Annotated in this window: 28 protein-coding genes and 1 tRNA gene; 23 read left to right on the plus strand and 6 right to left on the minus strand. The window is 50.4% G+C overall.

What is annotated here, in order from left to right; translation table 11 throughout:
- The first annotated feature begins 15 nt into the window (after window positions 1–15).
- The 9 genes from DW949_RS02820 (at window position 16) to DW949_RS02860 (ending at window position 7,262) form a co-directional block, all read left to right on the plus strand.
- Window positions 16–675, plus strand: coding sequence for a TatD family nuclease-associated radical SAM protein (locus tag DW949_RS02820; RefSeq protein ID WP_118021770.1), 660 nt, complete (start codon window positions 16–18; stop codon window positions 673–675).
- 96 nt (window positions 676–771) lie between these two features.
- Window positions 772–1,440 (plus strand): hypothetical protein, encoded by a 669-nt coding sequence (locus DW949_RS02825; protein WP_118021771.1) that lies wholly within the window; start codon window positions 772–774, stop codon window positions 1,438–1,440.
- 326 nt (window positions 1,441–1,766) lie between these two features.
- The gene (locus tag DW949_RS02830; RefSeq protein ID WP_118021772.1) at window positions 1,767–2,843 is read left to right on the plus strand and encodes an alpha/beta hydrolase; all 1,077 of its coding nucleotides are present in this window, start codon (window positions 1,767–1,769) and stop codon (window positions 2,841–2,843) included.
- A gap of 17 nt (window positions 2,844–2,860) precedes the next feature.
- Complete coding sequence (locus DW949_RS02835) at window positions 2,861–4,036, plus strand: iron-containing alcohol dehydrogenase (protein WP_118021773.1); 1,176 nt, start codon at window positions 2,861–2,863, stop codon at window positions 4,034–4,036.
- A 5-nt stretch (window positions 4,037–4,041) separates the two neighbouring features.
- Window positions 4,042–4,269: a hypothetical protein gene (locus tag DW949_RS02840; protein ID WP_199595707.1), complete on the plus strand. Its 228-nt coding sequence runs from the start codon at window positions 4,042–4,044 to the stop codon at window positions 4,267–4,269.
- Between the two features lie 16 nt (window positions 4,270–4,285).
- Window positions 4,286–4,801 carry a cupin domain-containing protein gene (locus DW949_RS02845; RefSeq protein WP_118021774.1) on the plus strand — a complete coding sequence of 172 codons (516 nt, stop codon included), beginning with the start codon at window positions 4,286–4,288 and terminating at the stop codon, window positions 4,799–4,801.
- Between the two features lie 225 nt (window positions 4,802–5,026).
- Window positions 5,027–5,899: a carboxymuconolactone decarboxylase family protein gene (locus DW949_RS02850; RefSeq protein WP_199595709.1), complete on the plus strand. Its 873-nt coding sequence runs from the start codon at window positions 5,027–5,029 to the stop codon at window positions 5,897–5,899.
- A gap of 75 nt (window positions 5,900–5,974) precedes the next feature.
- Window positions 5,975–6,574, plus strand: coding sequence for a flavodoxin (locus DW949_RS02855; RefSeq protein WP_118021775.1), 600 nt, complete (start codon window positions 5,975–5,977; stop codon window positions 6,572–6,574).
- Between the two features lie 394 nt (window positions 6,575–6,968).
- A complete protein-coding gene (locus DW949_RS02860; RefSeq protein ID WP_199595711.1) occupies window positions 6,969–7,262 on the plus strand; it encodes an aldo/keto reductase in 294 nt (97 codons plus the stop codon).
- Window positions 7,263–7,264: 2 nt separating this feature from the next.
- On the opposite strand, the gene DW949_RS02865 is transcribed toward DW949_RS02860, so the two are convergent.
- Window positions 7,265–7,594 carry a helix-turn-helix transcriptional regulator gene (locus DW949_RS02865; RefSeq protein ID WP_118021777.1) on the minus strand — a complete coding sequence of 110 codons (330 nt, stop codon included), beginning with the start codon at window positions 7,592–7,594 and terminating at the stop codon, window positions 7,265–7,267.
- Window positions 7,595–7,892: 298 nt separating this feature from the next.
- Window positions 7,893–8,354 (minus strand): MerR family transcriptional regulator, encoded by a 462-nt coding sequence (locus tag DW949_RS02875; RefSeq protein ID WP_118021779.1) that lies wholly within the window; start codon window positions 8,352–8,354, stop codon window positions 7,893–7,895.
- Window positions 8,355–8,482: 128 nt separating this feature from the next.
- Between DW949_RS02875 and DW949_RS02880 the strand changes: the two genes are divergently transcribed.
- Together DW949_RS02880 and DW949_RS13785 are read left to right on the plus strand one after the other, a co-directional pair.
- Window positions 8,483–8,941 carry a flavodoxin family protein gene (locus DW949_RS02880; RefSeq protein ID WP_233539468.1) on the plus strand — a complete coding sequence of 153 codons (459 nt, stop codon included), beginning with the start codon at window positions 8,483–8,485 and terminating at the stop codon, window positions 8,939–8,941.
- Between the two features lie 30 nt (window positions 8,942–8,971).
- A complete protein-coding gene (locus DW949_RS13785) occupies window positions 8,972–9,118 on the plus strand; it encodes a hypothetical protein (protein ID WP_233539469.1) in 147 nt (48 codons plus the stop codon).
- A gap of 22 nt (window positions 9,119–9,140) precedes the next feature.
- Here the strand turns inward: DW949_RS13785 and DW949_RS02885 are convergent, their stop codons facing one another.
- Entirely contained in the window at window positions 9,141–10,304 is a 1,164-nt protein-coding gene (locus tag DW949_RS02885) for a 1-deoxy-D-xylulose-5-phosphate reductoisomerase (RefSeq protein WP_118021780.1), read from the minus strand.
- Window positions 10,305–10,462: 158 nt separating this feature from the next.
- Between DW949_RS02885 and DW949_RS02890 the strand changes: the two genes are divergently transcribed.
- From DW949_RS02890 to DW949_RS02945, 12 genes are all read left to right on the plus strand, one after another.
- Window positions 10,463–10,804 (plus strand): cupin domain-containing protein, encoded by a 342-nt coding sequence (locus tag DW949_RS02890; RefSeq protein ID WP_075582235.1) that lies wholly within the window; start codon window positions 10,463–10,465, stop codon window positions 10,802–10,804.
- 170 nt (window positions 10,805–10,974) lie between these two features.
- The gene (locus DW949_RS02895; protein ID WP_118021781.1) at window positions 10,975–11,376 is read left to right on the plus strand and encodes a C-GCAxxG-C-C family protein; all 402 of its coding nucleotides are present in this window, start codon (window positions 10,975–10,977) and stop codon (window positions 11,374–11,376) included.
- A 274-nt stretch (window positions 11,377–11,650) separates the two neighbouring features.
- Window positions 11,651–14,110, plus strand: a complete 2,460-nt coding sequence (secA, locus tag DW949_RS02900; protein WP_118021782.1) for a preprotein translocase subunit SecA — start codon at window positions 11,651–11,653, stop codon at window positions 14,108–14,110.
- A gap of 107 nt (window positions 14,111–14,217) precedes the next feature.
- Window positions 14,218–15,355, plus strand: a protein-coding gene (prfB, locus tag DW949_RS02905; protein ID WP_366516715.1) for a peptide chain release factor 2 whose coding sequence is annotated in 2 segments (ribosomal slippage) — window positions 14,218–14,301 and window positions 14,303–15,355 — 1,137 coding nt in all. Because the reading frame shifts where the segments join, the coding sequence is not laid out codon by codon here.
- Window positions 15,355–16,041: an LmeA family phospholipid-binding protein gene (locus tag DW949_RS02910; RefSeq protein WP_118021783.1), complete on the plus strand. Its 687-nt coding sequence runs from the start codon at window positions 15,355–15,357 to the stop codon at window positions 16,039–16,041. Before prfB ends, DW949_RS02910 begins: the two co-directional genes overlap by 1 nt.
- Window positions 16,042–16,055: 14 nt before the next feature.
- A complete protein-coding gene (locus DW949_RS02915; protein ID WP_118021784.1) occupies window positions 16,056–18,113 on the plus strand; it encodes a DUF5693 family protein in 2,058 nt (685 codons plus the stop codon).
- On the plus strand, window positions 18,106–19,215 hold the full coding sequence (gene csaB / locus DW949_RS02920; RefSeq protein ID WP_118021785.1) for a polysaccharide pyruvyl transferase CsaB: 1,110 nt from the start codon (window positions 18,106–18,108) through the stop codon (window positions 19,213–19,215). The genes DW949_RS02915 and csaB overlap by 8 nt, the downstream gene beginning before the upstream one ends.
- Before the next feature lie 95 nt (window positions 19,216–19,310).
- Complete coding sequence (gene ftsE, locus DW949_RS02925) at window positions 19,311–19,997, plus strand: cell division ATP-binding protein FtsE (protein ID WP_059077213.1); 687 nt, start codon at window positions 19,311–19,313, stop codon at window positions 19,995–19,997.
- Window positions 19,987–20,874: a permease-like cell division protein FtsX gene (gene ftsX / locus DW949_RS02930; RefSeq protein ID WP_118021786.1), complete on the plus strand. Its 888-nt coding sequence runs from the start codon at window positions 19,987–19,989 to the stop codon at window positions 20,872–20,874. Before ftsE ends, ftsX begins: the two co-directional genes overlap by 11 nt.
- A 4-nt stretch (window positions 20,875–20,878) precedes the next feature.
- A complete protein-coding gene (locus DW949_RS02935) occupies window positions 20,879–22,120 on the plus strand; it encodes a murein hydrolase activator EnvC (protein WP_199595713.1) in 1,242 nt (413 codons plus the stop codon).
- Between the two features lie 12 nt (window positions 22,121–22,132).
- Window positions 22,133–23,284, plus strand: coding sequence for a S41 family peptidase (locus DW949_RS02940; RefSeq protein WP_118021787.1), 1,152 nt, complete (start codon window positions 22,133–22,135; stop codon window positions 23,282–23,284).
- Window positions 23,285–23,414: 130 nt separating this feature from the next.
- Window positions 23,415–23,498: transfer RNA gene (locus tag DW949_RS02945), tRNA-Leu, on the plus strand.
- 89 nt (window positions 23,499–23,587) lie between these two features.
- Here the strand turns inward: DW949_RS02945 and DW949_RS02950 are convergent.
- The 3 genes from DW949_RS02950 to DW949_RS02960 are packed head-to-tail and all read right to left on the minus strand — an operon-like array spanning window position 23,588 to window position 24,423.
- On the minus strand, window positions 23,588–23,803 hold the full coding sequence (locus DW949_RS02950) for a nuclease (RefSeq protein ID WP_233539470.1): 216 nt from the start codon (window positions 23,801–23,803) through the stop codon (window positions 23,588–23,590).
- Window positions 23,804–23,822: 19 nt separating this feature from the next.
- Window positions 23,823–24,134, minus strand: a complete 312-nt coding sequence (locus DW949_RS02955; RefSeq protein WP_118021788.1) for a DNA-damage-inducible protein D — start codon at window positions 24,132–24,134, stop codon at window positions 23,823–23,825.
- Window positions 24,109–24,423, minus strand: a complete 315-nt coding sequence (locus DW949_RS02960; protein WP_199595715.1) for a Bro-N domain-containing protein — start codon at window positions 24,421–24,423, stop codon at window positions 24,109–24,111. Before DW949_RS02960 ends, DW949_RS02955 begins: the two co-directional genes overlap by 26 nt.
- Window positions 24,424–24,475 lie beyond the last annotated feature (52 nt).

Here is a 24,475-nt window from a genome sequence, read left to right on the forward strand (position 1 = left end):
AGGGATGTTGTACTGATGATTACCTATGTATATGACAAAGGACACTACATTACCATGGCAGAAAGCCTGGCGAAACAGCCGCAGGGAAAACGTAATCTCTATGTCAATCTGACAAACCGCTGTACCTGTTCCTGTACATTCTGCCTGCGCAGTCTGAAAAAAGAAGCAGAAGATATGGAATTGTGGCTCAAAGAAGAACCGACCGTGGCAGATGTGGAAAAAGAACTGGATGCCCAGCCCTGGAAATATATCGGTGAAGTCGTATTCTGTGGTTTTGGGGAACCGACGATGCGCCTGGACGATGTCGTGACTCTGTTGAAATATATCAAAGCGAATCACCCCGATGTCAAGACGCGGATCAATACGAATGGCCTGTCGGACCTGGAATATGGCCGTGATACGTCTGTCGATTTCAAGGGCGGCATCCTCGATACGGTTTCTATCAGCCTCAATGCCTCCAATGCTCAGCGCTATCTCGACCTGACGCGCAGCAAATTTGGCATCGGTTCCTACGAAGCTCTGCTGACCTTTGCCCAGCACTGTCAGAAGTATGTACCCAACGTCGTACTGACTGTCGTCGATCATGTCGAAAGCGATGAAGAAATTGCTAAATGCCGTAAAATTTGTGAAGACAGGGGATTGACGCTACGCGTTCGTGCCTATGAAGCCAATTGAGTTAGAACAGTTTATTTCGATTTGTGACTACGGCGTCATAGAAATGTAACATGCATCTGTTATACTGTGTCCATCATCAGAAAAGGAGTGATGGCGATGAAAATGTTACATACATGGCAGCGGCGTACACTGGCCGCTGTATTAGCTGGTACGGCTGCCGTAATGATAGGTGTGGCTCCTTTTGCCATAGCACAGGCTGCGGATACAGCAGATGCGGCAGCGGGCGCCAGCACCCGTCCTCAAATGACACGGCAGATGCCGCCGATGCATCCCGGCATAGGACAGAATGCCCGAATCGACCGCATGGTCCAGCAGGGGAAAATCACGTCAGAACAGGCTGATAAACTGAAGAAGGCCATAGCTGATTTCCGGGAAAAAGAAGCGAAAGACCATCAGAAATTTATGAAGAGCCTGACCGATAAGACAGGTATATCGGAAGCAACGCTCCGTGAAATCATGGCGCCGCCCCGTATGCTCCGCGGATCCGGACCGCAGCAGCGGCTGCAGCAGCTGGTAAAGGACGGTTCCATTACACAAAGCGAAGCGACGGCACTGGAACAGAGCTTTAAGAAGCATCATCCCGGACAGGGACAGCCTTCCAAGGCGCCTGCTCGTGGGCAGAAACCAGACCGTCAGAAACTGGAACAGGAATTATCTGAGGAAACGGGGATTTCCACAGACCGGCTGCAGGAAATCATGCAGCTCATGCACCAGCAGGGGCCACAGGATGGAGCACATCAGGCCCGGGCTGATGAAGAAGGCTGATACGTTCACTCATGCAGCGGTATGTGGCATGACAGCATGATAAGTCCATTTTGGACAAATTACATACAGGATATAGAGTTGTAACCCTTTGGTTTCAGGGGGTTACAACTCTTTTTTTATGTGAAATACAACGCCAGTTTCTATGGACGGTAGAATGCGGAAAAAAAATCAAAAAAGTTTGAAAAAAGGGCTTGACCGGTTGTAACAACCGGATGATACCATACAAAACGTACCGGGGAACAAGCCCCAGAAACAGTACATCCCAGTTATTTCATATGGAGTATTTGTAAATAAAATGTAATTTGCTTTAAAAGGAGGAACTTAGTATGATATCCAAAAAGAAACTTCTCGTCATGGCTTTGATGACAATGGCACTGGGGGTGACGTCTGTAGGATTTGCAGCTGGTCCGGCAAAGACCGCCAATCCGTACGGTCTGGTATATGCCAATGCCATCACACAAAATGTCAAAGGACAGGTCAATATCCATCCGGTCCAGTATAACTTAGACGGCCGTCAGATTGCTGCCAACGTATATACACCTAAAAATTACGATCCGTCTCATTCCTATGCGGCTGTCGTCGTGGCTCATCCAAACGGCGGGGTAAAAGAACAGGTTGCCGGTCTGTATGCCCAGAAACTGGCTGAAGCAGGGTATATCACCATTGCAGCCGACGCATCTTTCCAGGGTGCCAGTGGCGGGGAACCGCGTCATCAGGACATGCCGTATTTCCGTACGGAAGATATCCATGGCATGGTGGACTATATCAGCCAGTATCCCGGCGTAGATAAAAACCGCATCGGAGCTCTGGGCATCTGCGGTGGTGGCGGCTACACCCTGAATGCGGCAAAATCGGATAAACGGATGAAATCGGTTGCCACCATCAGCATGTTCAATACGGGCCGCGTCCGTCGTGAAGGGTATATGGATTCCCAGAAAGACAGCGTGCAGCAGCGGTTGAAAGCAGCTAACGACGCTCGTCGGAAAGCCGTAGAAACGGGAAAACACGAAATATCCGGCCATGTCGATTTTGATACGATTACGTCGGAACGACTGAAGAGCATTCCCACTGATCTCTACCGCGAAGGCCTCATTTATTACGGTCAGACGCATCGTCATCCTAATTCGAGCTTTGACTATACGACAGACAGCCTGTCTGAACTCATGACCTGGGATGCAACGGACCAGATTGACCTGATCAATGTTCCGCTGCTCATGATTGCTGGCAGCAAAGCCGATTCGCTGTACCTGACACAGTATGCGTTCCAGAAAGCGACGGGGACGACGGATAAGGAATTATATGAAATTCCGGGAGCTACCCACATCCAGACATATTATGTACCGCAATACGTCAACCAGGCAATGGCAAAATTGATCCAGTTCTTTGGACGCACCTTGAAATAATAAAGGAGATAAGAGAAATGGAAAATTTTATTTTTGAAAATAGTACCAAAGCATATTTTGGCAAACAATGTGTCAGTCAGTACCTGCCGGCGATTCTGGCCCGCTATGGGAAGACGGTCATGCTGGCTTATGGCGGCGGCTCTATCAAACGCAATGGCATTTATGATGAAGTCATGGGCATATTGAAAGACGCTGGCAAAACGGTCGTTGAATTCAGCGGCATCATGGCCAATCCCACATATGCCAAAGTCCTGGAAGGGGCGGCTATTGCGGACACACAGCACGTAGATTTGATCCTCGCTGTCGGCGGGGGCTCTGTCATGGACTGCTGTAAAGCCGTTTCTCTGGCGGCTGTGTATACCGGTGATGTCTGGCAGGATTTCTGGGCCAAAGCCGGGACCATTGATTTTTCGACTATTCCTCTGGGGATTATCATGACCACATCGGGTACAGGCAGTGAAATGAACGGGGGAGCTGTCATCACCAACGAACGATTGAAGGTGAAGACCGGCCGGGATTATCCCCGGCTCAATGCGCAGTTTGCGCTGCTGGATCCGCTGTATACCTATTCAGTACCGCAAAAACAGATGATTTCTGGTGCCTTTGATTCCTTTACACATATGATGGAAACCTATTTCAGCGCACCTGATGACGATAACGTATCAGACAGTATCAATGAAGCTCTCATGAAGAGTGTCATCCGCAATCTGCGGGCGGCTATTGCCGAACCGGAAAACTACACGGCCCGGAGTAATCTCGTCTGGGCATCGACCATGGCAGAAAACCGTATTCTCAAGTTGGGGAAACAGTGTGATTTCCAGGGACACATTCTGGAACATGCCCTGGGTGCCTTTACGGACTGCAATCATGGATGCGGACTGGCCGTGCTCCTGCCCGTGTACTATCGCCATATCAAAGTAGCCGGTGCGAAAAAATTTGCCCGTTTTGCGACAAACGTCTGGGGAATTCCGGGAAAAGGCGCAACGACGGCCCAGCTGGCCAATGATGGCGTAGAAGCACTGGCAGCCTTTGTAAAAGAAATAGGACTTCCCACGACACTGCGTGAACTGGGTATGAAAGAGGAACAAAAACCCCTGCTTCCGGTTATCGCTGCAACCTGTGTCGCTTCGCCGGGCAGTTACAAACGACTGAGTCAAGCAGAACTATTGTCGATTTTTGAAGAAGCCTGGTAGGCAATATGACGGCACCGCTATCTATGATGCTCCTGGGGCAATTCGTTCATAATACGTATCTTCTGGCCACATGCATGGCAGCTCTGGCTACTCCGTCAGGAAATGTCATACCTCTTCTGGCGGCGATGTATAATAAAGAAGCTTATCCTGTTTCCGTGCAGGGGATTGCCGTAACGACTGCCGTTGCCGTTGTCACCATGCCTATTGTAGCATTGGCAACCGGATTGGGATAATAAGGAGGGTATTTCCATGAAAAAACAGCATCTGTTCCTGGCTGTGGCGGCAGCTTTTACATTGATTCAGACTGCTGCTGTCACTGTTTTTGCAGCAGTTCCGCCATCCGTACATGACGTGAGCCGTATGCTGCGCCATAGTGATGGCGCTGTCTTTCCTATAGGGTCCTATAATGCACGGAACGTCAATCACTTTACGGGAGACAGCTATGTAGCGCCCTTGTCCAAAGGCCCTGTTCCCGTTGCCAATGTGACGTTTGTCCGGGGAGCCCATACGCACTGGCATGTCCATCATGGCACCAGCCAGACATTGCTAGCTGTATCGGGACGGGGATATTATCAGATCGATGGCCAGCCGCCGAGGCAGCTGCTGCCGGGACAGAGCGTTACTATTCCGGCTGGGGCACGGCACTGGCATGGTGCGGCACCGGGTGAGATGTTCCAGCATATTGCCGTCATGGAACCGGTCAAGGGGGCCTGGACCCAGTGGTTCGAAGCCGTTGATGATCAAGAATTTGAAGCATTGCCCTAGTCTGGCTTCTGGCGCAGAGATGGATGATAACTATATGCATTGTGTATACATGCATGGGATATATTGACAAAGAAGGGAAAAGGCGTCTATATTGAATACGGTTTTCCGTATTCAATATAGACGCCTTTTTATGGATAAACCACTTGACCGGTAGTTACTACCGTAACGTATAGTACAGGTAAGAAGAGAATTATTCATAAGATGTGATGAAAAGGAGTGGATGGCATGATGTCAGTCAGATATTTAAGAAAACTCATATGCACCAGCATGGTGGGATTAGGGTTTTGTTTCCTCGGTGCGGCTGTAGGCGGCTCTGCTTCGGCAACCCAGCCAGCGGATTTGTCTCCCCGGGCATCTCAGGCAGAAAAGACCTACGCCCGCATGATGGGCGACCAGAAAACAGGGCTGGAACAAACCGACCCGGAACTGGATCAAATGATGAAAAAATATGTCTATGGTGATATTGCCAGTCAGGCAAACATCAGCCGCCGCGACCAGCATCTGGTCACACTGGCGGTCCTGACGACCTATCAGAGCGAAGAACTGCTGGCAAAAAATGTACAAGGCGCGCTACATGACGGGGTGACGCCTCTGGAAATCAGGGAAACGGAATATCACCTGGCGCCGTATATCGGTTTTGCCAAGGTGAGCGAAGCCATGAAGACCGTCAACCAGGTTTTCCGGAAAAACGGAATCAGACTGCCTCTGCCGGATCAAGGGACGACGACCGATGCCAACCGTTTCGATAAAGGGCTGGCTTTTCAGGTAGGGACTTATGGTGACCGGATCAATAAAATGAGAGCCGCGACGCCGAAGAATCAGAAACATCTGCAGGACGACCTGTCGGCATTCTGTTTTGGCGACATTTATACGCGGGGAACACTGGATTTGAAAACGAGAGAGATGATTACCATTGCTGCAATCGGCGCCCTGGGAACAGGCGATCCCCAGTTCAAATCTCACGTGCGCGGAACCCTGGCTGCCGGCGCATCGCAGGATGAAGTTATCGGCGTCCTTACGACCATGAACCCTTATATAGGCTTTCCGCGGACGCTGAACCTGCTGCGTCTTACCAATGAAGTTTTCCAGGGAAAATAAGGAAGATGTGGTTTGAAAAAATATATTAAGTATTAAATAGTGTATGTTATTTCCAATACCTAGGAGGTAATTAATATGTGGAAAAAAATCATGACCGGTTTACTTACCGTGATGGCTCTTGTCACGCTGACTGCATGTGGCAGTACGGGCAATTCAGCTCAAAAAGAGGAAAGCGGTGCTGCCCAACAGGCGGCGACAGGTCAGGGAAAAGTATTGGTTGTCTATTTCTCGGCGTCGGGAAATACGAAACGCGTCGCCGAAACGATTGCCGACAAACAGAAGGGAACATTGTTTGAAATCAAGCCGTCCCAGCCGTATACCGATGACGATCTGAATTATCGCAATGACAACAGCCGCGTCGTCAAAGAACATGCCCAGCCCCAGTTGCGCCCGGCTTATGACGGTGACGTCGCCGACTGGGATTCGTACGATACGGTCTACATCGGCTATCCCCTGTGGTGGCAGCAGGCTCCACACGTCGTCTACACCTTTGTGGAAAACCACAACTTTGAAGGCAAGAAAGTCATTCCCTTCTGCACGTCCGTTTCCAGCCCGCTGGGCAACAGCGGAGAAAATCTGGCCAAAGCAGCCGGAACCGGTGACTGGCAGACTGGTGTCCGCTTCAGTGGCGGTGTCAGCCAGAATGAAGTCCTGAACTGGCTGAAAAAATTGTAGTTCACAAAGTAAGGTTGAATTAAACAGCCGTTTTTCTACAATTGACAGAGGCTGTAACAATAGGGCGTAAAAGCTCATGTTGTTACAGCCTCTGTTTTCCTGACTGGAAATGACCATGTATCTGTATTGTGAAATTAGAAAAATAATTAGAAAAATAGTACTTGACCGGTAGTTACAACTGGATGATAGGATGGGTTTGTACCGGAAAGAAGGCATGTATGATCCGATACTGCCGGGATATTCTTTCAGTCTGAAACGATAGACGTGATGTATACACAAAGAAAAGAGGAATATCTATGAAATACCGCACATTGGGAACTGATTTTACTGTTTCGGCTGTAGGCCTGGGATGTATGGGCATGAGCCATGGCTACGGCAAGCCGAAAGCTGCGTCATGCCCCAGTTCCAGAAAGAGGCAGTCGAACAGAACCAGAAGCTGCTGGCCCTGATCCAGACGCTGGCTGACAGCAGACAGGCAACTCCGGCCCAGATTTCCCTTGCCTGGATGATTAACAAGAAGCCCTGGATTGTCCCCATTCCCGGCACGACCAATCTGGGGAGAATGAAGGAAAACGGCGGCGCTGCGGATATCGTACTGACTCCGGAAGAAGTGCAGCATATCGATGACGCCCTGGATCACGTCGCTATGTCCGCTGTGTTTGGCGGGACTGCTGTAGAAAAGAAATAAAGTTACACCGTATCTTTGAACTGAGATATCATGGAGAGTACGGACTGTTGCTGTTCTTTGGTGAGTGACCGGAAGTGCAGCAGCAGTTCCCGTTCTGCCGCTGTTACCGGAAACAGGATTGGATCCGATTCTTCATATCCCATGAGCCATGCCGGGCTGACTTCGAGTGCTGCTGCCATGCGTGCGATTTTATCTTGTTTTGGCTGGTATTTGCCAGTCAGATAGTCAGACAGTGATGACGGACGGATACGGGCAGCCCGGGCCAGATCGGCCTGATTCATATGCTTTTCCGCCATGCGCTGGATGATTCGCGTACGAAAAGACGATTTCATAAAGACCTCACGTCATGATGATTTATCTATTGGATAGTATACATAACCTGCTTATTATTATAGAAAGAAATCGTGACGGAGACAATAAAAATAGTGAAAAAATATAATCCGATATAAACTACCGGTTTATAGTAATATATTTATTTTCTGCCTTATAACAAAACCGGTTGTATATACCGGAGGGGCCCTCCAGGCACGGCTCCAGAGCATCGTGCCGTTTAAAAAAGTCTATGCTTATGATACGGAAAACCGTATTTTCAGCACAGGCTTTTTCCTTTTCTGTCTCAAAAGAAGACATTTATTTTTCTTTTATTGTCGTGTCAGTTTCGGCAGGAGCGTCGTCATTGTATTCCGGGAGCAGGTCACTGACATAGGGGACTTTACCAGACAGGACGTTATCATACAGATTCTGTTTCCAGTCTATGTAATCGATGGATTCCTGGATTTCTTTTTTCTTTTCTTCCAGGATAACCCGCTTTTTGTCCAGCATGACTTTGCGGACCGGGATGGAGGAAGGCCCCTGGAGACAGTAGGCGAGATATTGTTTCATTTCTTCGATGGTCATGCCGCATTTTTTCAGGCAGGCCAGGCTTTTGATCCAGGCAATATCGTGGTCGTCAAAGACACGGCGGTTATTGGCTGACCGTTTGACATTGGGCACCAGACCGGTATTGCAATAGAATTTCAGCGTTTCATAAGCCATGCCCGTCTGCTTGCAGGCTTCTTTCATGGGATATAATTTCTTTTGCTGCTGCACCATAGATAAACTCCTTTCAAAAAAAGTAAAACAGGCTATTGACCGGTAGCTGCTACCGGGTAGTATAGTTTTCTTGTAGCAAGTTTTATTGTAGCAGGAAAACAAATAGAATTACAAGAGGAGAGGATACAATGAAAGTCGTATTAGTCAATGGTTCACCTCACGAAAAAGGCTGTACCTATACAGCCCTTACGGAAGTAAGCAACACACTGCGGGAAAATGGAGTGGATACAGAATTTTTCTGGATTGGGAACAAGCCCGTCGGCGGATGTATTGCTTGTCACAAGTGCCGTGATATCGGCCGCTGCGTATTTAACGATGTAGTCAATGAATTCCGCGAGCTGGCCCTTTCGGCGGACGGTTTCGTTTTTGGCTCACCGGTGCACTATGCAGCTCTTTCCGGGAACATGACAGCATTCATGGACCGTGTCTTTTACTCTGAAGCGAATGGCAATGGCAATAAGGCTTTTTACCTGAAACCGGCAGCTGCCGTCATTTCAGCCCGCCGTGCCGGGACGACCGTTTCGTTTGACCAGATGAACAAATATTTTACGATTCAGGAAATGCCAGTTATTTCGTCACGGTACTGAAATGAAGTCCATGGAGCATCTCCGAAAGACGTGCTGCAGGACAAAGAAGGGCTGTATACGATGCGGGTCCTGGGACGCAACATGGCCTATTTCCTGCACTGTCAGGAAGCAGCACGCAAAGTTGGCGTACCGCTTCCGGAAAAAGAACCACCTATTTTCATGAATTTTATCCACTAATCAATCTTATTCAGATTCGTCATTACCGTTCTATCGTTGAAATATACCGCTTTGTATCTATGCGCGTGTTTTGATCGGTTGCAGCGATTTCCGCCAGCGAAGGATGACTGACTGGCTTATGGGCGTCGAGAATCCGGGCTATCGTCTGGGCAATATCAGTATAGGCGATGCGTCCTGCGAGGAAGGCCTCAACGCAGACTTCGTTGCAGGCATTGAAGGCGCAGGGAGCCGTGCCGCCTTCCTTTCCGGCTTCGATGGCAAGCCGCAGGGCGGGGAGGGCATCCAGATCCGGCGCTTCAAAAGTCAATGTGCCGGCACGGACCAGATCGAGGTGGCCAAAGGAACAGTCGTAGCGGGCAGGCCAGGAAAAAGCGTACTGGATGGGAAGTCGCATATCCGTCAGTCCCAGCTGGGCTATGACCGAGCCGTCGCAAAACTCGACGAGGGAGTGGACCAGGCTCTGGGGATGGATGACGACGTCGATGGCCTCATAGGGCATATCAAACAGCCAGTGCGCTTCTATAACTTCCAGCCCCTTGTTGGCCAGCGTAGCGCTGTCTACGGTCACTTTGGGTCCCATATCCCAGTTGGGATGATGGAGGCATTGCTCTTTCGTTACATGGAGGAGCTGCTCTTTTGTCCAGCCCCGGAACGGACCGCCTGATGCTGTAAGGATGAGACGGCGTACTTCTTCTTTTCTGCCGCCGCGGAGGGATTGGAAAATAGCGCTGTGCTCACTGTCTACAGGTACAACCTGCACGTCGTGCTGCCGGGCCGCCTCCATGACCAGATGACCGGCAGCTACGAGAGTTTCCTTATTGGCCAGGGCGATGGTTTTCCCGGCGGCAATGGCATCGAGGGTCGGTTTCAGTCCGGCATAGCCTACCATGGCGGCCAGCACCGTATCGACAGGACCGTAGGAAGCGGCGGCACTGAGACCATCACTGCCGCTCAGGATATCACATTCTTTTCCTACCAGGTGCTGTAGATTTCTGGCGGCCGTCTCATCGGTCAGGACGGCGAAATCCGGGTGAAACCGGCGGATCTGGTCAGCCATGAGAGAGACGCTTTGATGGGCTGCCAGCACGCGGACACGCAGGTCCTCTGGATTGGCGGCGATGACATCCAGTGCCTGGGTTCCAATCGATCCGGTACTGCCTAATATACATATCTGTTTTTGTTTCATTGATTTCTCCTATTCCGTTTGCGTTTTATTGCTTCTATTGTAACAGGCCGCAGAGAAGAACGAAAGGACTTTTTCTTTCTGAAAGAGAAATGGTAGAAAGCCTTTGCTTTCTATGCTAAAATAATGTCAGAAGTAGAAGTTATAAGGAGGTTTTTGCAATGATCCGCAAAGAAAACAGAGTACAAGTAGAAGGACTGGCCGGCGGCAAGGGTCCGGCAACGGTCTGTCATATCCTGACAAAAGACGAACTGATGGGCCATGGCCGCATGTATGCCAAAGTCATCCTGCCGCCGGGTTCCAGTCTGGGATTTCATCAGCATGTCCATGAAACAGAACCGTACTACATCCTTTCCGGCGTAGGCGATTTTACCGATAATGATGGCTCCGTTACCAAAGTAACGGCTGGCGACTGCTGCCTTATCGAACCGGGGCAGTCCCACTGCATTGCCAATAACGGGACCGAAGACCTGGTATTCATGGCACTCATTTATAACGACTAAGACAGCAATGGTATATTGCCGATACCGTTTTTCATAAAAGGACGTGATTCCTATGTCACAACTCATAGGCATTATTGTTTCGGCACTCGTTGCATTTTCGTTATTCATGGTGTATGCGAAATTCTCGCAGCATCATTGATGGATGTACTACAAAGACTGGAGTGATTCCCATGGGAAAATATCTGGAAAAAGCAAAAGAACTGCGTGTCATTACGGACGTACATTATAACTGCGCACAGTCTGTCATCTGCGCCTTTGAAGAACTGACCGGGCTTGACGATACCACATCGCGCAAAATCGGGGCAAACTTTGGCAGTGGCATGAAACGGGGCGGTACCTGCGGTGCTATTACGGGCGGCCTCATGACATTAGGACTCCTGGGTATCGAAGACGGACCGACTATCGCCGCTTTCCACAAAGCCTTCCTGGATCATCATCAGAACTGTCTCGACTGCGCGGACCTTTTGCGCATGAATCAGGCCAGCGGCGGGGAAAAGAAGCCCCATTGCGACGGCATGGTATTCGAAGCCGTCCAGCTCATCGAAGACATCCTGGACAAACGCAATAAATAAAATCTTAAAAATAACAGAGTTGCCCAGATTATTTAATTTGGGGACCAGGCCGGGCCCAGTGGGTCCGGCTTTTCTTTCTTTGAGAGCCACGGACAGGCCCTGGGAGACAGGGTGTTGTCGAATAGAAATAAAAAGCCTGTTTCGCGTAAGAAACGTGTAAAGGAATGGGACAGATACGGCGCCAGCTATTGCAAAAAGTGGGGTAAATGATGTAAAATGTAAAATTGATATGAATGTTACTATGTGATGAATAAGTTGCAATGGAGGTTATTTCGTGTTTGATTCTTTTATACAACACCTTCTCGGCAATAATACAGACCGGGAACTAAAAAAAATGTGGCCTATCGTGCGCCATATCAATGATCTGGAACCACAGATGACGGCGCTCAGCGATTCGTCCCTCCAGGCTAAGACTTTTGAATTTAAAGAACGCCTGCAAAAAGGAGAAACGCTTGATGATCTTCTGCCGGAAGCGTTTGCAGTCGTGCGTGAAGCATCGCGGCGTGTCCTCGGCATGCGCCATTTTGATGTACAGCTCCTGGGTGGCATTGTGCTGCACCGCGGGGATATTGCAGAAATGAAGACCGGCGAAGGGAAAACGCTTGTTGCGACTCTGCCGGTATATTTGAATGCCCTTACGGGGGAAGGGGCCCACGTCGTTACGGTCAATGATTATCTGGCAACCCGTGACAGCGAAGAAATGGGCCAGATTTATAAGTTCCTGGGCCTGTCTGTCGGACTTATTGTCCATGACCTGAATTACGAACAGCGCCGCCGTGCTTATAATTCTGACATTACCTATGGCACGAATAACGAATTCGGATTTGATTATCTCCGTGACAACATGGTCATCAGTAAAGATCAGATGGTCCAGCGTCCGCTGAATTATTGTATCGTCGATGAAGTGGACTCTATCCTCATTGATGAAGCCCGTACACCGCTGATTATTTCCGGCCCGGGTGAAAAATCGACGGACCTCTACTATACGCTGGCAGGCATTGTCAAGACCTTCACCAAAGATGATTACATCATGGATGAAAAGCAGAAGACCATTGCTCCGACCGATTCGGGCGTTGCCAAGGTCGAAAAGATGCTGGGTATCAGCAATATGTTTGATAATGAACACCTCGACCTGAACCATCTGGTCATCCAGGCCCTGCGCGCCCGGTTCATGATGCACCGTGACAAGGATTATGTCGTGAAAAATGGCGAAATCGTCATCGTCGATGAATTCACGGGACGCCTCATGTTTGGCCGCCGCTACAGCGATGGCCTGCATCAGTCCATTGAAGCCAAGGAAAATGTCAAAGTGCAGGGCGAAAGCAAGACCCTGGCGACGATTACCTTCCAGAACTATTTCCGCATGTACAAAAAGCTGGCCGGCATGACCGGTACAGCCAAGACGGAAGAAGACGAATTCAATAAGATTTATAAGCTTGATGTCTATGTCATTCCGACCAATAAACCGATGATCCGTAAGGATCTGCCTGATGTCATTTACAAGACGAAGAATGCCAAGTACCGTGCCGTCGTACGGGAAGTCGTCAAACGCCATGCTACGGGTCAGCCTATCCTGGTAGGTACGACCAGCATCAGCCAGTCAGAAATCCTGAGTCAGATGCTCGATAAGGAACATATCGTCCATAACGTCCTGAATGCCAAGTATCATGAAAAAGAAGCAGAAATCATCAAGGATGCCGGACAGCGGGACATGGTTACTATTGCTACCAATATGGCCGGCCGTGGTACCGATATCAAGCTGGGCAAGGGCGTTGCCGAACTGGGCGGGCTCATGATCATCGGTACAGAACGCCATGAAAGCCGCCGTATCGATAACCAGCTCCGTGGCCGTGCAGGCCGTCAGGGGGATCCCGGTACGACACAGTTCTACCTGTCTCTGGAAGACGATCTCATGCGTATTTTTGGTTCGGATAATATTTCCAAGTTCATGGATAAACTGGGCCTGGATGAAGACGAACCGATTACGGCCAAGATGATTACCAAATCGATTGAAAAGGCACAGAAGAAAGTCGAAAGCCATAACTTTGAAATCCGTAAGTACGTCCTGGAATACGATGATGTCATGAATCAGCAGCGTGAAGTGCTTTATGCACAGCGACGTCAGGTACTGACGTCGGATTCCCTCAAGGATACAATCCTCGGCATGGTCAGCGATATCATTGACGATGGCCTCAATAAATATGCCGATGAAAAACTCTATCCGGAAGAATGGGATTTTGCCGGCCTTCTGACACAGATGCAGCAGTATTTCGTACCGAAAGACGCGACGACCAGCGAAGAACTGGAAAATCTCAGCCGTGTCGAAGTCAAAGAAAAACTGTATCAGATTGCTGTCGATCTCTATGAAGCCCGGGAAAAGGAAATCGGAACAGAAACGATGCGTGAACTGGAACGGGCCATCATGCTCCGTGTCGTAGACAGCAAGTGGATGGATCATCTCGATGCTATGGATGCTCTGAAGGAAGGTATCAATCTCCGGGCGTACGGGCAGAAGAATCCTCTCGTTGAATATAAGTTTGAAGCGTATGATATGTTTGAAGAAATGGTCGATTCCATCAAACGGACGACGGTTACATTCCTCTATCATATCCAGATTACATACAGTAAGCCTGTTCCCCAGGCAGAAGATCATCTGCAGGGCGCCCGGGAAGTCCATGATGAAAGCGCCCCGGTAACGGCAGAAGATATCAAGCGGGACGAAGAACGGCAGTAAAAGAGCCGCAGGTTGCAGTTTTAGGTATCCCCAAAAGCCTCCCCTGTGAAGGGGAGGAGGGCCACGAAATGGTGGTGGGGTTCTGTTTATGGTTATGTCTTTGAAAGATGGTGATTCTTGTGTTATTAGATGAAATGCGTAAACCGCTGGAAGATTTGAAGAAGAGAATACAGGAAATCGGGGATTCACTTTAACCTCCCCAGGAAAAAAGAAAAAATCATGGACCTCGATATGCAGATGAGTGATCCTGATTTTTGGAGTGATCCCGATAAAGCAAAGAAGATTTCCCAGGAAGCAACACTCCTGAAGACGGAAGTAGAAGGCCATGAAAAGCTGGAAACCCAGTGTGCAGACCTGCTCGATTTCCTCGATATGGCAATCGAAGAAAAGGAAACGGGACTGGCCGATGAAATCGAAAAGCAATACCATGCTCTGCTAAAGGATATCGAGAAACGGGAAGTGCTGCTTCTTCTTTCCGGTGAATATGATACATGCAATGCTATCCTGACCTTCCACGCCGGTGCCGGCGGTACGGAAGCCCAGGACTGGACCCAGATGCTGGTCCGCATGTATACGCGCTGGGCAGAACAGCACGGATTCCACATTACCGTCATGGATATGCAGCCTGGCGATGAAGCGGGCATCAAGAGTGCCGCTTTTACCATCGAAGGAGAATACGCCTATGGCTATCTGAAGTCGGAAAAAGGGGTGCACCGCCTGGTCCGTATTTCGCCGTTCGACGCGGCGGCACGGCGGCACACGTCGTTTACGGCCGTCGATGTCATGCCCGAACTGCCTGACGATGTCGATGTGGAAATCAATATGGACGATGTCCGTGTCGATTATTTCCGCGCATCCGGTGCCGGTGGCCAGCACGTCAACAAGACGAGTTCGGCTGTCCGCATGACTCATATCCCGACGGGCATTGTCGTACAATGCCAGAATGAACGGTCGCAGGTGCAGAACCGGGAAATGTGTATGAAATACCTGCGTGCCAAGTTGTTTGAATTAGAACAGGAAAAACAGGCGCAGCTCAAAGCAGAAATCGGCGGTGAACATCAGGCCATTGAATGGGGCAGCCAGATCCGTTCGTATGTATTCCATCCGTATACGATGGTCAAAGACCACCGGACAAACGTGGAAACAGGCAATATCCAGGCTGTCATGGATGGCGATATTGATATGTTCATCGAAGGATATCTGCAGCAGCAGAAGGAAAAGCGTCTGGCTAAGCAGACGATATAATGAAGAAATGGATATATGCTGCCGTCGTGGTCGTAGTGGTCCTTATGGGCCTCAATATAGCGGCCCCGCATCTGGCGGCTTATGGATTGTACCGGGGCCTTTCCCGGCATATGGAACTTTCGCCGGATAATGTCCTCGTCGAAGCCAGTCCAGGCCTGTCGGTTCTGACGGGCCGTCTGGACCGCGTCCATGCAGGCGGTGCTGATTTCCGTGTCGGCAAGCTGCGTTTTCAGTCTTTTGACTGTACTCTGGAAGGTGTCCGGTTCAATCCGCTGACCAGCCTGATAGACGGCCGTCTGCAGGCAGAATCGGCAGAGCAGGGCGAACTGCTGGCCACGGTTTCCCAGGAAGACCTGAGTAATTTCCTCAAAAAGCAGGTAAAAGGCACCGATCAGATGGATGTGGCCTTTGAGGGCGATACCATCCATGTCAGGGGCAAAGTACGGGTCGGTGGCTTTTTACGTGCCGATGCTGATATTGCCGGCCGGTTTGCCATGGAAGGAACCAAGCTGATGTTCCTGCCGGAAGATGCCGCCATATCGGCAAAAGGCGTCCGGGTCAATGCTTCGAATCTGGCCCGTCTGGAAGTCTACGATTTTTCGGACTTCCCGCTCCATATGGTTCCGGACCAGGTCAGCCTGGATAACGGATTGCTTACGCTGCACGGCAGAGTCAGCAATCATTGAATAAGGTGGATAGAATGGAAAAAAAGAACAAGCGCAGTATCCTGCTCATGCTTCTGGCCGTGTTCATCGGTCTGCTTTCATGTGCATATCTGTGTGTGCAGCGATACTATGTGGAAAATGAAAATATGTCCATCGAACAGGCGATGGATTATGATGCCGTCGTCGTCCTGGGACGCAACGAGGGGTACGATCTGGAAACGACACTGGAAAAGTGCCGTCAGGCCGGTATCACCAGTTTCACCATATACGATACGACGCTGAATAAGATGACCCAGCGCGGGGAATGTTCTCTCATTACCCGTCTGGGGGTAGAGCTCTATTATCCACAGTTCCATCTTGATTCGTATCAGTACGAATATTATCTTATCGGCAAGCCGAAAGACCAGAAGGATCTGTATTTTGATGAACTGACGGAAGACCTGCAGCTGCGGCTGGGGAAGGAAAATGCTGTCGTCCTCGACAATCCCCAGTACCGTATCCTCGGACTGCACGGCGTCATGCCGGCTCTGGGTGAAGTGAATTTGGGCATCATGTCGGCCGACGCCAACCGCATTGCCAGTTATGGCTTCAATGTCATCCTCCGCCCGACCAATTACCATAATGTCACGGCAGCTGATCTGGAACACTTCTTCCAGCGTGCAGATAAAATCCGCAATGTGACGGGCATCATGTTTGTCGGCAAGGAAGTACTGGGCTATAGCCCGGACCCGGCGCAGCGCAAAGATTTGCTGCAGCTGACGGCGGACCGCATGCTGGCCCGGCAGATGCCGTTTTATATGATTGAATCGGTCAACCAGCTCCAGTATGATAACCAGGATGGCATGTATGATCTGGCCGGCCTCATGCATTATGATACGGGCCGCGTCTACGCCATGGCCAAGGAAGAACTGGAAAAGATTACGCCTGAAGAAGCGGCCATGCGCTTTTATATCAGTGATTTGGAACGAAATGTCAGGGTCAATCTGTTCCCCATGTACAAGAAACCCCGCTACGGCCAGTCCCTGCTGGATACGAATCTGAGCTATATCAGCAAGGTAACACAGAAACTGGAAGGCCGTGGTTATCATCTGGACCGGGCGTCCGTACTGCCCGTCTACTATCCCAATAAGGTACTCCTGGCAATTGCAGCCGCTGCTGCGGCCTGCGGATTCCTGTTCCTGCTGAATCTGCTGGTGCCACTTTCGGACCGGGTCAATTACGGGCTCATGGTCCTGGTTGTCCTTTTCGGAGCTGGTGGTGCCTGGATTGCCAAAGGGGCTCTGTTTTTGCAGATGATGGCCGTAGGTTGTGCCGTAACGGCACCGTCGGCAGCTATTCTGGTGCTGCTCGATTTCTGGCGTCATCAGGATCTGACGAAGAAACTGGGCTATGGCCGGGTCATCCGGGATGGTACGCTGGGACTTACGGCGGCTGTCCTCATGTCCATGGTTGGCGGTATTTTCATTGCAGCTATGCTGGGAAATATCCGGTTCTTCATGGAGTTTGACTATTATCGCGGCGTCAAGCTCACGTTTATTCTGCCTATCATCATCGTTGCGATTGGTTATCTGCGGCGGTTCCCGCTCATGGGCCATGACTTTGCAACGTCTTCTGATTTTATATCTTTTGCCAAAGATTTTCTCCGCATCCCCATCCGCATGGGAACGCTGATTCTCGTCGGACTTCTGGGCCTGGTGGCCATCGTGTTTGTCGGACGCAGCGGTCATACGGCCGGCGTGCCCGTACCGGGAATCGAAGTGGCCATGCGGCGCTTCCTGGAAACAGTTATGTATGCCCGGCCGCGGGAAAAAGAATTCCTCATCGGTCATCCGGCATTTTTCCTCATGGTAGCAGCTATGTACCGTAAATGGCCGGAATTGGTCCATTTCTTTACGGTCCTGGCGGCGGTCATCGGAGTAGGATCGATGGTAGAAACCTTTGCCCATATCCGGACTCCCTTTATCATGTCCTTTATACGCGGCCTCAATGGCTGGCTCACCGGGCTGGTACTGGGTATCCTGCTGATCTGTGCTATTGCAGTCGTGCAGTATGTGACGGCCTGGATGGGAAAGCGGGTGAAGAGTCGTGACTAACATTGTCATTTCCGGCTATTACGGATTTGCCAATGCCGGTGATGAAGCGATGCTGGCGGCATTACTTGGTTCGCTTGAAGACCTCATTCCAGGCGCTTCTATCACGGTCATTTCAGGCCATCCTGACATGACCCGGGAAAATCATCATGTTGAAGCGGTGCACCGTCTGAATTTCCCGGGTATTGCCAGGGCTATCTGCCGGGCAGATCTCCTTATCAGTGGCGGTGGCAGTCTGCTGCAGGATGTGACCAGTGCCCGCAGTCTTTACTACTATCTGCTGATTATGCGCATGGCCCTCTTTTTCCACAAGCCGGTCATGCTGTATGCCCAGGGCATCGGGCCCATCCGGCGCCCGAAGGCCAGAAAAGCGGTCCGCAATGTGCTTCAGAGGGTGACTATGATAGGCGTCCGCGACAGTGAATCGCGGATGGAATTGCAGCGGCTGGGAGTTACGGTACCACCTATCCACGTGACGGCTGACGCCGTTTTGTCCATGCCGCCAGTCGATAAAAAAATCGGGTTTTATCTCCTGAAAAAACACGGCATCGAAGGGGTTGGCACCCGTATCGGCATTGCCATCCGCAACTGGCAGCACATGACGCACTACAAAGAAGAAATCGCCAAGGCGGCTGATGAACTGGTACGCACATTGGGAGCCCGGATTATTTTTATTCCCATGCAGTATCCTGCTGATGCAGAGGCTGCGTCCGATGTGGCTGCGCTCATGAAGGAACCGGCGACGGTCCTGAAGGAATCCTATAATACGGTGGAATTCATGGCACTCATGGGTTGTATGGATGTGGTCATTGCTAACCGGCTCCATGCCCTTATTTTTGCATCCATCATGCAGGTCCCGGTAGCGGCCATTTCGTACGATCCCAAAATCGACGGCTTCATCAGTCTCATTGGGGAGACCCTCTGCGGGACCATGGAGACGGTCACTGCCAAAGCACTCACAGAAGATGTGACTGCCAGACTGAAAGCCGGCGGTATCCAGCCGGAAGTCAGGGCGCGCCTGAATCATTTACGACGCCAGTCCCTGCGCAATGCCTATCTGGCGTTGCGTGTCATAGAAGAACATACGGCGGCCCGGAAAGGTTGACGCTCAAAGGAGCAGTGACTTGACGGCCGCTTTTCTTTATATATAATAGAGAGTATGTCTGATAAAAGTGTGATTTGCCAGAAAAGAGGAAATCGATGATATATTTCAAGAATGTATCCAAAGTATACGACAATGGGTCCGTTGCTCTGGATCATGCCAATGTGCATATTAAAAAAGGAGAGTTCGTATTTGTCGTAGGGGCCAGCGGTGCTGGCAAGTCTACGTTCATTAAACTGCTCGACCATGAAGAACTGCCGACGGAAGGGTCGGTCATCGTCAATGGCATCGAAGTCAATAAGCTGAAAAAAAGCCGGGTCCCGTATCTGCGCCGGCGCATGGGTATCGTGTTCCAGGATTTCCGCCTGCTTCCCAACAAAACGGCTGAGGAAAATGTTGCCTTTGCCATGGAAGTCATCGAAGCGCCACGGCGACTCATCAAGGAACGGGTTCGCAACGTCCTCGACCTGGTTGGCCTGGTAGGCAAAGCTGATGCCCTGCCGTCGAACTTAAGTGGTGGGGAACAGCAGCGCGTAGCCATTGCCAGAGCCATCGTCAATCGGCCACTCCTGCTCATTGCCGACGAACCGACAGGCAATCTGGATCCGGAAACGTCGAAGGGGATTATGGATATTTTTACCAAAGTAAATCACATGGGGACGACCGTCGTCATGGTAACTCATGACCAGCAGCTCGTCGATATGATGAACAAGCGGGTCATTGAAATCGTCGATGGCAAGATTGTTCGCGATGAACAGCAGGGAGGATATGACGATGAAAATTAGAACTATGAGGTATTATCTCTCCGAAGCCTTTACGTCGTTCTGGCGCAATAGTTTCATGTCCATTGCTTCCATTGCGACGGTTGCCGTCTCCTTTTTCATCCTGGGATTATTCCTGATTATGGTAGCCAATCTGGATTATTTTGCCGATAATCTGGAAAACCAGGTCCAGATCAGTGTCTATCTGAAAGATGATCTGACGACGGACCAGGTCATGAGCGTAGGTAGCCGGCTAAAAGCCCTGCCCGATGTAAAGGAACTGGAATTTACCAACAAAGATCAGGCCATGGACAAACTGAAGGAACGGATGAAAGACCAGCCGGGCATCCTCGATGCCTTAGACGGGAAAAATCCGCTTCCTACATCGTATACGCTGACCCTGAGCAATCCGGAACAGGTAAAAAAGACGGCAGCCGTCGTCGGAGAGTATGATGAAGTAGAAAGCACCCATTATGGTCAGGAAATCGTGGAACAGTTGTTCCGCGTGGCGACTATTATCCGCTGGGGCGGCATTGCCCTCATTATTTTCCTGACGTTTGCGACGCTGTTTATTATTTCTAATACGATTCGCCTGACCGTATTTGCCCGGCGCCGGGAAATCGGTATCATGAAATACGTCGGCGCGACGAACTGGTTTATCCGCTGGCCATTTCTGCTGGAAGGGCTGTTCCTGGGATTCATCGGCGGAGCCATAGCCGATGTGGCTCTGTTGCAGTTCTATGAATTCGTCACCCTGACGATTCACCGGACGTTGGCTTTTCTGCCCATGGTCAGCCCCTATCCGTTTATGTATCAGGCGAGCGGTCTCATACTCATACTGAGCATGGTTATCGGGGCCATTGGTAGTACCATTTCTCTGAAACGCTATATGAAGGTGTAACGGTATGATGAGTATACAATATAAAAAGCCGCTGGCAGCGGCTCTGACGGTCCTTTATCTCCTGAATCCCTGTGGCATCATCTTTGCTGAAGATGAGGATCTGCAGGATCAGTTATCGACTGTCCAGGGACAGATGGCAGAACAGGCCCAGAAGAAGAGTGAAGCCGAAGCTGTCATCGGCAATGTTTTTGAAAAACTGCGGGTCATCCAGGAAAACCTTGATGCCGCCAATGCACAGTATAAGTCTATTTCTCAGGAACTGGCTGAAACGGAACGCCAGATTACCAAAACCCAGGCCGAACTGGAAAAGGCGGAAACCCATCTGAAAAGCCGGGAAAAGGTACTGAGCCGCCGTATCCGTGATATTTACATGCACGGCCAGCTCAATTATCTCGATGTCGTCATCGGGGCAAAAGACTTCAATGATTTCGCCAACCGGGTCGAACTCCTGCGGCGTATTGTCAGCTCGGATCTGGAGCTCATTTCATCTATCAAGGATGAACGGGACCAGATCAACAAGACAAAGCAGGCTCTGGAAGAACAGCGGGAAACACAGGCACGTCTGAAAGAAGAAGCGGCGGCCAAGAAAGAAGAAATTGCCAAGCATAAGGCGGAACAGCAGGCCATCCTGGAAAAGGCCCAGACCGATAAGGCGACGGCAGAAGAAGCCTATGCTGAACTGGAAGCATCGTCTAATCAGATTGCCCAGATGCTCCGTGACCGCGAAGCGGCCCGTCAGGCAGCAGCTGCTGCGGCTGCTGCTGCGGCAGCGTCCTCCAGTGACAGCAGCAGTGACAGCAGTGGTGACAGCGGAGGTTCATCCGGTGGTGATGATGGCGGCTATTATCAGCCAGTCAGTGGTTCCGGACAGATGATATGGCCGGTTAACGGTGTCATCACATCACCCTTTGGCTACCGTGAACATCCTATTTTTGGCCGTCAGATTCTTCATTCCGGTATTGATATCGGTGTCGATTACGGGACACCTGTCCATGCTGCTGACGGCGGTGTCGTCGTAGAAGCGGGATGGATCAGCGGCTATGGCTATGCCGTCGTCATCGACCACGGCAATGGGACATCGACCTTGTACGGACATAACGAATCCCTGGCCGTATCGTCGGGGCAGTCTGTTTCCCAGGGCCAGGTCATCGCCTATGCCGGTTCTACAGGGAATTCGACGGGGCCGCATGTCCACTTTGAAGTCCGTGTCGGCGGTGAACCAGTTGATCCAAATTCGTATTTATAAACGAGGCAGACTATGAACCAGAAAAAACACATGTTTCAGATGTTGTTCCGGGCCATTGCCTGGGGGCTGTTTACGGCAGCCTGCAGTGTGTTGCTGCTAGTGGGCCTCTTTTACTATTACACGGGGACACCCGTAGGATTCATCAAATTTTTCCGCACTCTTCATGTGGTGGAGCAGAATTTCCCCGGCGCTGTCGATAAGCAGGATCTCCTCAACGGAGCGTTGGAAGGAATCGTAAAGAAGCTGGGAGATAAGCACAGTATCTATCTTGATGGTGATGAGTTCCAGGCTTTTTCCGACCAGACGTCCGGGTCTTATGCCGGCATTGGCGTGTATATCGGTTCCAGCGAGGAAGGAACGATTGTAGCCGGTGTCATGGATGATAGTCCTGCAGCGGAAGCCGGTGTCCAGCGCGGCGACCTGATCCAGGCCATTAACGGCACGTCTACGAAAGGCATGAGTCTGGAAGATATTTCTAAGACCATCCGTGGCCCCGTGGATACGACGGTTACGCTGACTCTGGGACGGGATGGCGGCTCTCAGGAAGTGGCCATAACACGGCGGCAGATTCATATGAAGACCGTCGGCGGCCAGATGATTGAAGGGACCGATGTAGGATATATCCGGGTAGCGATTTTCAGTGAAAATACGGGCGAGGAATTTACGCGCCAGTATCAGGAACTGCGCAAGCAGGGCATGAAGCGCATGATTCTCGACCTTAGGAATAATCCCGGCGGCATTGTCGATCAGGCCGTAGCCGTAGCATCAAATTTTGTTCCCAAAGACAGTGTCATCGTGTCGTTTACAAGCCGTTCCGGTGAGGAATCGGAATACAAGGCCAATGGCAGTGGTGATACCATTCCTCTCGTAGTGTTGATCAACGAAAACTCGGCCAGTGCCTCGGAAATCGTGTCTGGTGCCATTCAGGACCTGAAACTTGGGCCGGTTATCGGAACGAAGAGTTATGGCAAAGGAACCGTACAAGGCGTCTATCCTATTGATTCCGATGACGCCATCAAACTGACGGTCGCCAAATACCGTACTGCCAGTGGCAGAGAAATCGACGACGTAGGCATACAGCCCGATATAGAAGTCCAGCTGCAGCCCAATGACCCTGAAGACTATCAGTACGAAAAAGCACTGGAAGTCGTGCAGACTCTGTAACCGGAACAGAACGGGCAGGGGATACAGAATCAAAACAGAAGCATGAACCGGGGACTGGCAGAATCCTTGCATAGTCCCCGCTTTCATGATACAATAAATATCGTGTCAGACCGCATATGACAATCGGCAGGCGAGTGTGGCGGAATGGCAGACGCGCCAGACTTAGGATCTGGTGTCTTATGACGTAAGGGTTCAAGTCCCTTCACTCGCACCAACAAAAAAGCAACCATCGCATGAGGCGGTGGTTGCTTTTTTCAATGACGCCATAACAATGACGACATAAGTAGAGAAATAATTAAATCATTAAGGCTTACATACGCCGCAAGGAACGTACCCCTCAGCAAGGGCTTCATCACGGGAGTCGATGGGGACAAAATTTTCGGGATGCTTGATGGTACGGCAGTCGGTATAGTGGAATTTCATGGAGCGGGGATTGCCCAGGTAGTCGGCGGCAAAGGCCGTGCCGACTGAGGACAATAAGCAAAGCATAGCCAGGGCTAGAGATAATTTCTTCATCATAAAAGGTCATCCTTTCTTTTTATTTCTTCTTCAGCTGATTTTTCCTTTCATGCTCAATCTGCTTGATGCTTTTATCAGGAGTAGGGAGGTCTTCTGGCATGGTTCCGCCTAATGATTCGATGGCCTTGCGGACGGTATATCCGACTTCAAAGTGAGCCTTATTGGCTTCTTCTTTGGACTGAATGTTTTCACGCCATAACTTGGCTTCTGCCTGTGTAATGCGGAAGAGGTTGGCGCCTAGTTTTTCACTGCCCATATTATCATTATCCAAAATATCTTCGCTTTTCTTTAATCCCTTGCGTCGCTTAATGGCAGCTGCTGGTTTCTCCATCGTATAGCCCCATATAGCCGCTATTCTGGAGTCTTGCAAATTCTTGATTTGTCGAAACGCCGGCATCTTGGGCCGCCTTCGCCAGCGATTTATTATGTTCGCGGATGTCATCGCGAGCCCGTATCCGCGTGTCTATTTCTTCTTGCAGTTTTTTTGCATCGGCAAGATCCAGAAGATGATCAGCACCAGTTTGCGCCAACCAAAGTTTGAAAGGTTCAGCCTTGGGCGATGGAACGGACTGTATGATTCGAAGAAGTTCTTCCGTATTGGCTACATCTGTAAGACGCATTTTGCCGTCAGCCACCTGAAGTTTCAAACGGGGCTGTAACAAAATGAGCAAA

It is taken from the genome of Megasphaera sp. AM44-1BH (assembly GCF_003467125.1).
GTDB lineage: Bacteria > Bacillota > Negativicutes > Veillonellales > Megasphaeraceae > Megasphaera.

Excerpts from the sequence above, each read along its gene's own strand:
- DW949_RS02955 (WP_118021788.1), bottom strand. The coding sequence starts at position 24,134 with ATGGAGAAACCAGCAGCTGCCATTAAGCGACGCAAGGGATTAAAGAAA.
- DW949_RS02960 (WP_199595715.1), bottom strand. The coding sequence starts at position 24,423 with ATGCGTCTTACAGATGTAGCCAATACGGAAGAACTTCTTCGAATCATA.
- DW949_RS02830 (WP_118021772.1), top strand. The coding sequence starts at position 1,767 with ATGATATCCAAAAAGAAACTTCTCGTCATGGCTTTGATGACAATGGCA.
- DW949_RS02895 (WP_118021781.1), top strand. The coding sequence starts at position 10,975 with ATGGGAAAATATCTGGAAAAAGCAAAAGAACTGCGTGTCATTACGGAC.
- DW949_RS02910 (WP_118021783.1), top strand. The coding sequence starts at position 15,355 with ATGAAGAAATGGATATATGCTGCCGTCGTGGTCGTAGTGGTCCTTATG.
- DW949_RS02890 (WP_075582235.1), top strand. The coding sequence starts at position 10,463 with ATGATCCGCAAAGAAAACAGAGTACAAGTAGAAGGACTGGCCGGCGGC.
- DW949_RS02940 (WP_118021787.1), top strand. The coding sequence starts at position 22,133 with ATGAACCAGAAAAAACACATGTTTCAGATGTTGTTCCGGGCCATTGCC.
- DW949_RS02855 (WP_118021775.1), top strand. The coding sequence starts at position 5,975 with ATGTGGAAAAAAATCATGACCGGTTTACTTACCGTGATGGCTCTTGTC.
- DW949_RS02885 (WP_118021780.1), bottom strand. The coding sequence starts at position 10,304 with ATGAAACAAAAACAGATATGTATATTAGGCAGTACCGGATCGATTGGA.
- DW949_RS02875 (WP_118021779.1), bottom strand. The coding sequence starts at position 8,354 with ATGGTGCAGCAGCAAAAGAAATTATATCCCATGAAAGAAGCCTGCAAG.
- ftsX (WP_118021786.1), top strand. The coding sequence starts at position 19,987 with ATGAAAATTAGAACTATGAGGTATTATCTCTCCGAAGCCTTTACGTCG.
- DW949_RS02835 (WP_118021773.1), top strand. The coding sequence starts at position 2,861 with ATGGAAAATTTTATTTTTGAAAATAGTACCAAAGCATATTTTGGCAAA.
- DW949_RS02880 (WP_233539468.1), top strand. The coding sequence starts at position 8,483 with ATGAAAGTCGTATTAGTCAATGGTTCACCTCACGAAAAAGGCTGTACC.
- DW949_RS02850 (WP_199595709.1), top strand. The coding sequence starts at position 5,027 with ATGATGTCAGTCAGATATTTAAGAAAACTCATATGCACCAGCATGGTG.
- DW949_RS02845 (WP_118021774.1), top strand. The coding sequence starts at position 4,286 with ATGAAAAAACAGCATCTGTTCCTGGCTGTGGCGGCAGCTTTTACATTG.
- DW949_RS02950 (WP_233539470.1), bottom strand. The coding sequence starts at position 23,803 with ATGATGAAGAAATTATCTCTAGCCCTGGCTATGCTTTGCTTATTGTCC.
- DW949_RS02860 (WP_199595711.1), top strand. The coding sequence starts at position 6,969 with ATGCCCCAGTTCCAGAAAGAGGCAGTCGAACAGAACCAGAAGCTGCTG.
- DW949_RS02865 (WP_118021777.1), bottom strand. The coding sequence starts at position 7,594 with ATGAAATCGTCTTTTCGTACGCGAATCATCCAGCGCATGGCGGAAAAG.
- DW949_RS02825 (WP_118021771.1), top strand. The coding sequence starts at position 772 with ATGAAAATGTTACATACATGGCAGCGGCGTACACTGGCCGCTGTATTA.
- DW949_RS02935 (WP_199595713.1), top strand. The coding sequence starts at position 20,879 with ATGATGAGTATACAATATAAAAAGCCGCTGGCAGCGGCTCTGACGGTC.
- DW949_RS02915 (WP_118021784.1), top strand. The coding sequence starts at position 16,056 with ATGGAAAAAAAGAACAAGCGCAGTATCCTGCTCATGCTTCTGGCCGTG.
- DW949_RS02840 (WP_199595707.1), top strand. The coding sequence starts at position 4,042 with ATGACGGCACCGCTATCTATGATGCTCCTGGGGCAATTCGTTCATAAT.
- DW949_RS02820 (WP_118021770.1), top strand. The coding sequence starts at position 16 with ATGATTACCTATGTATATGACAAAGGACACTACATTACCATGGCAGAA.
- ftsE (WP_059077213.1), top strand. The coding sequence starts at position 19,311 with ATGATATATTTCAAGAATGTATCCAAAGTATACGACAATGGGTCCGTT.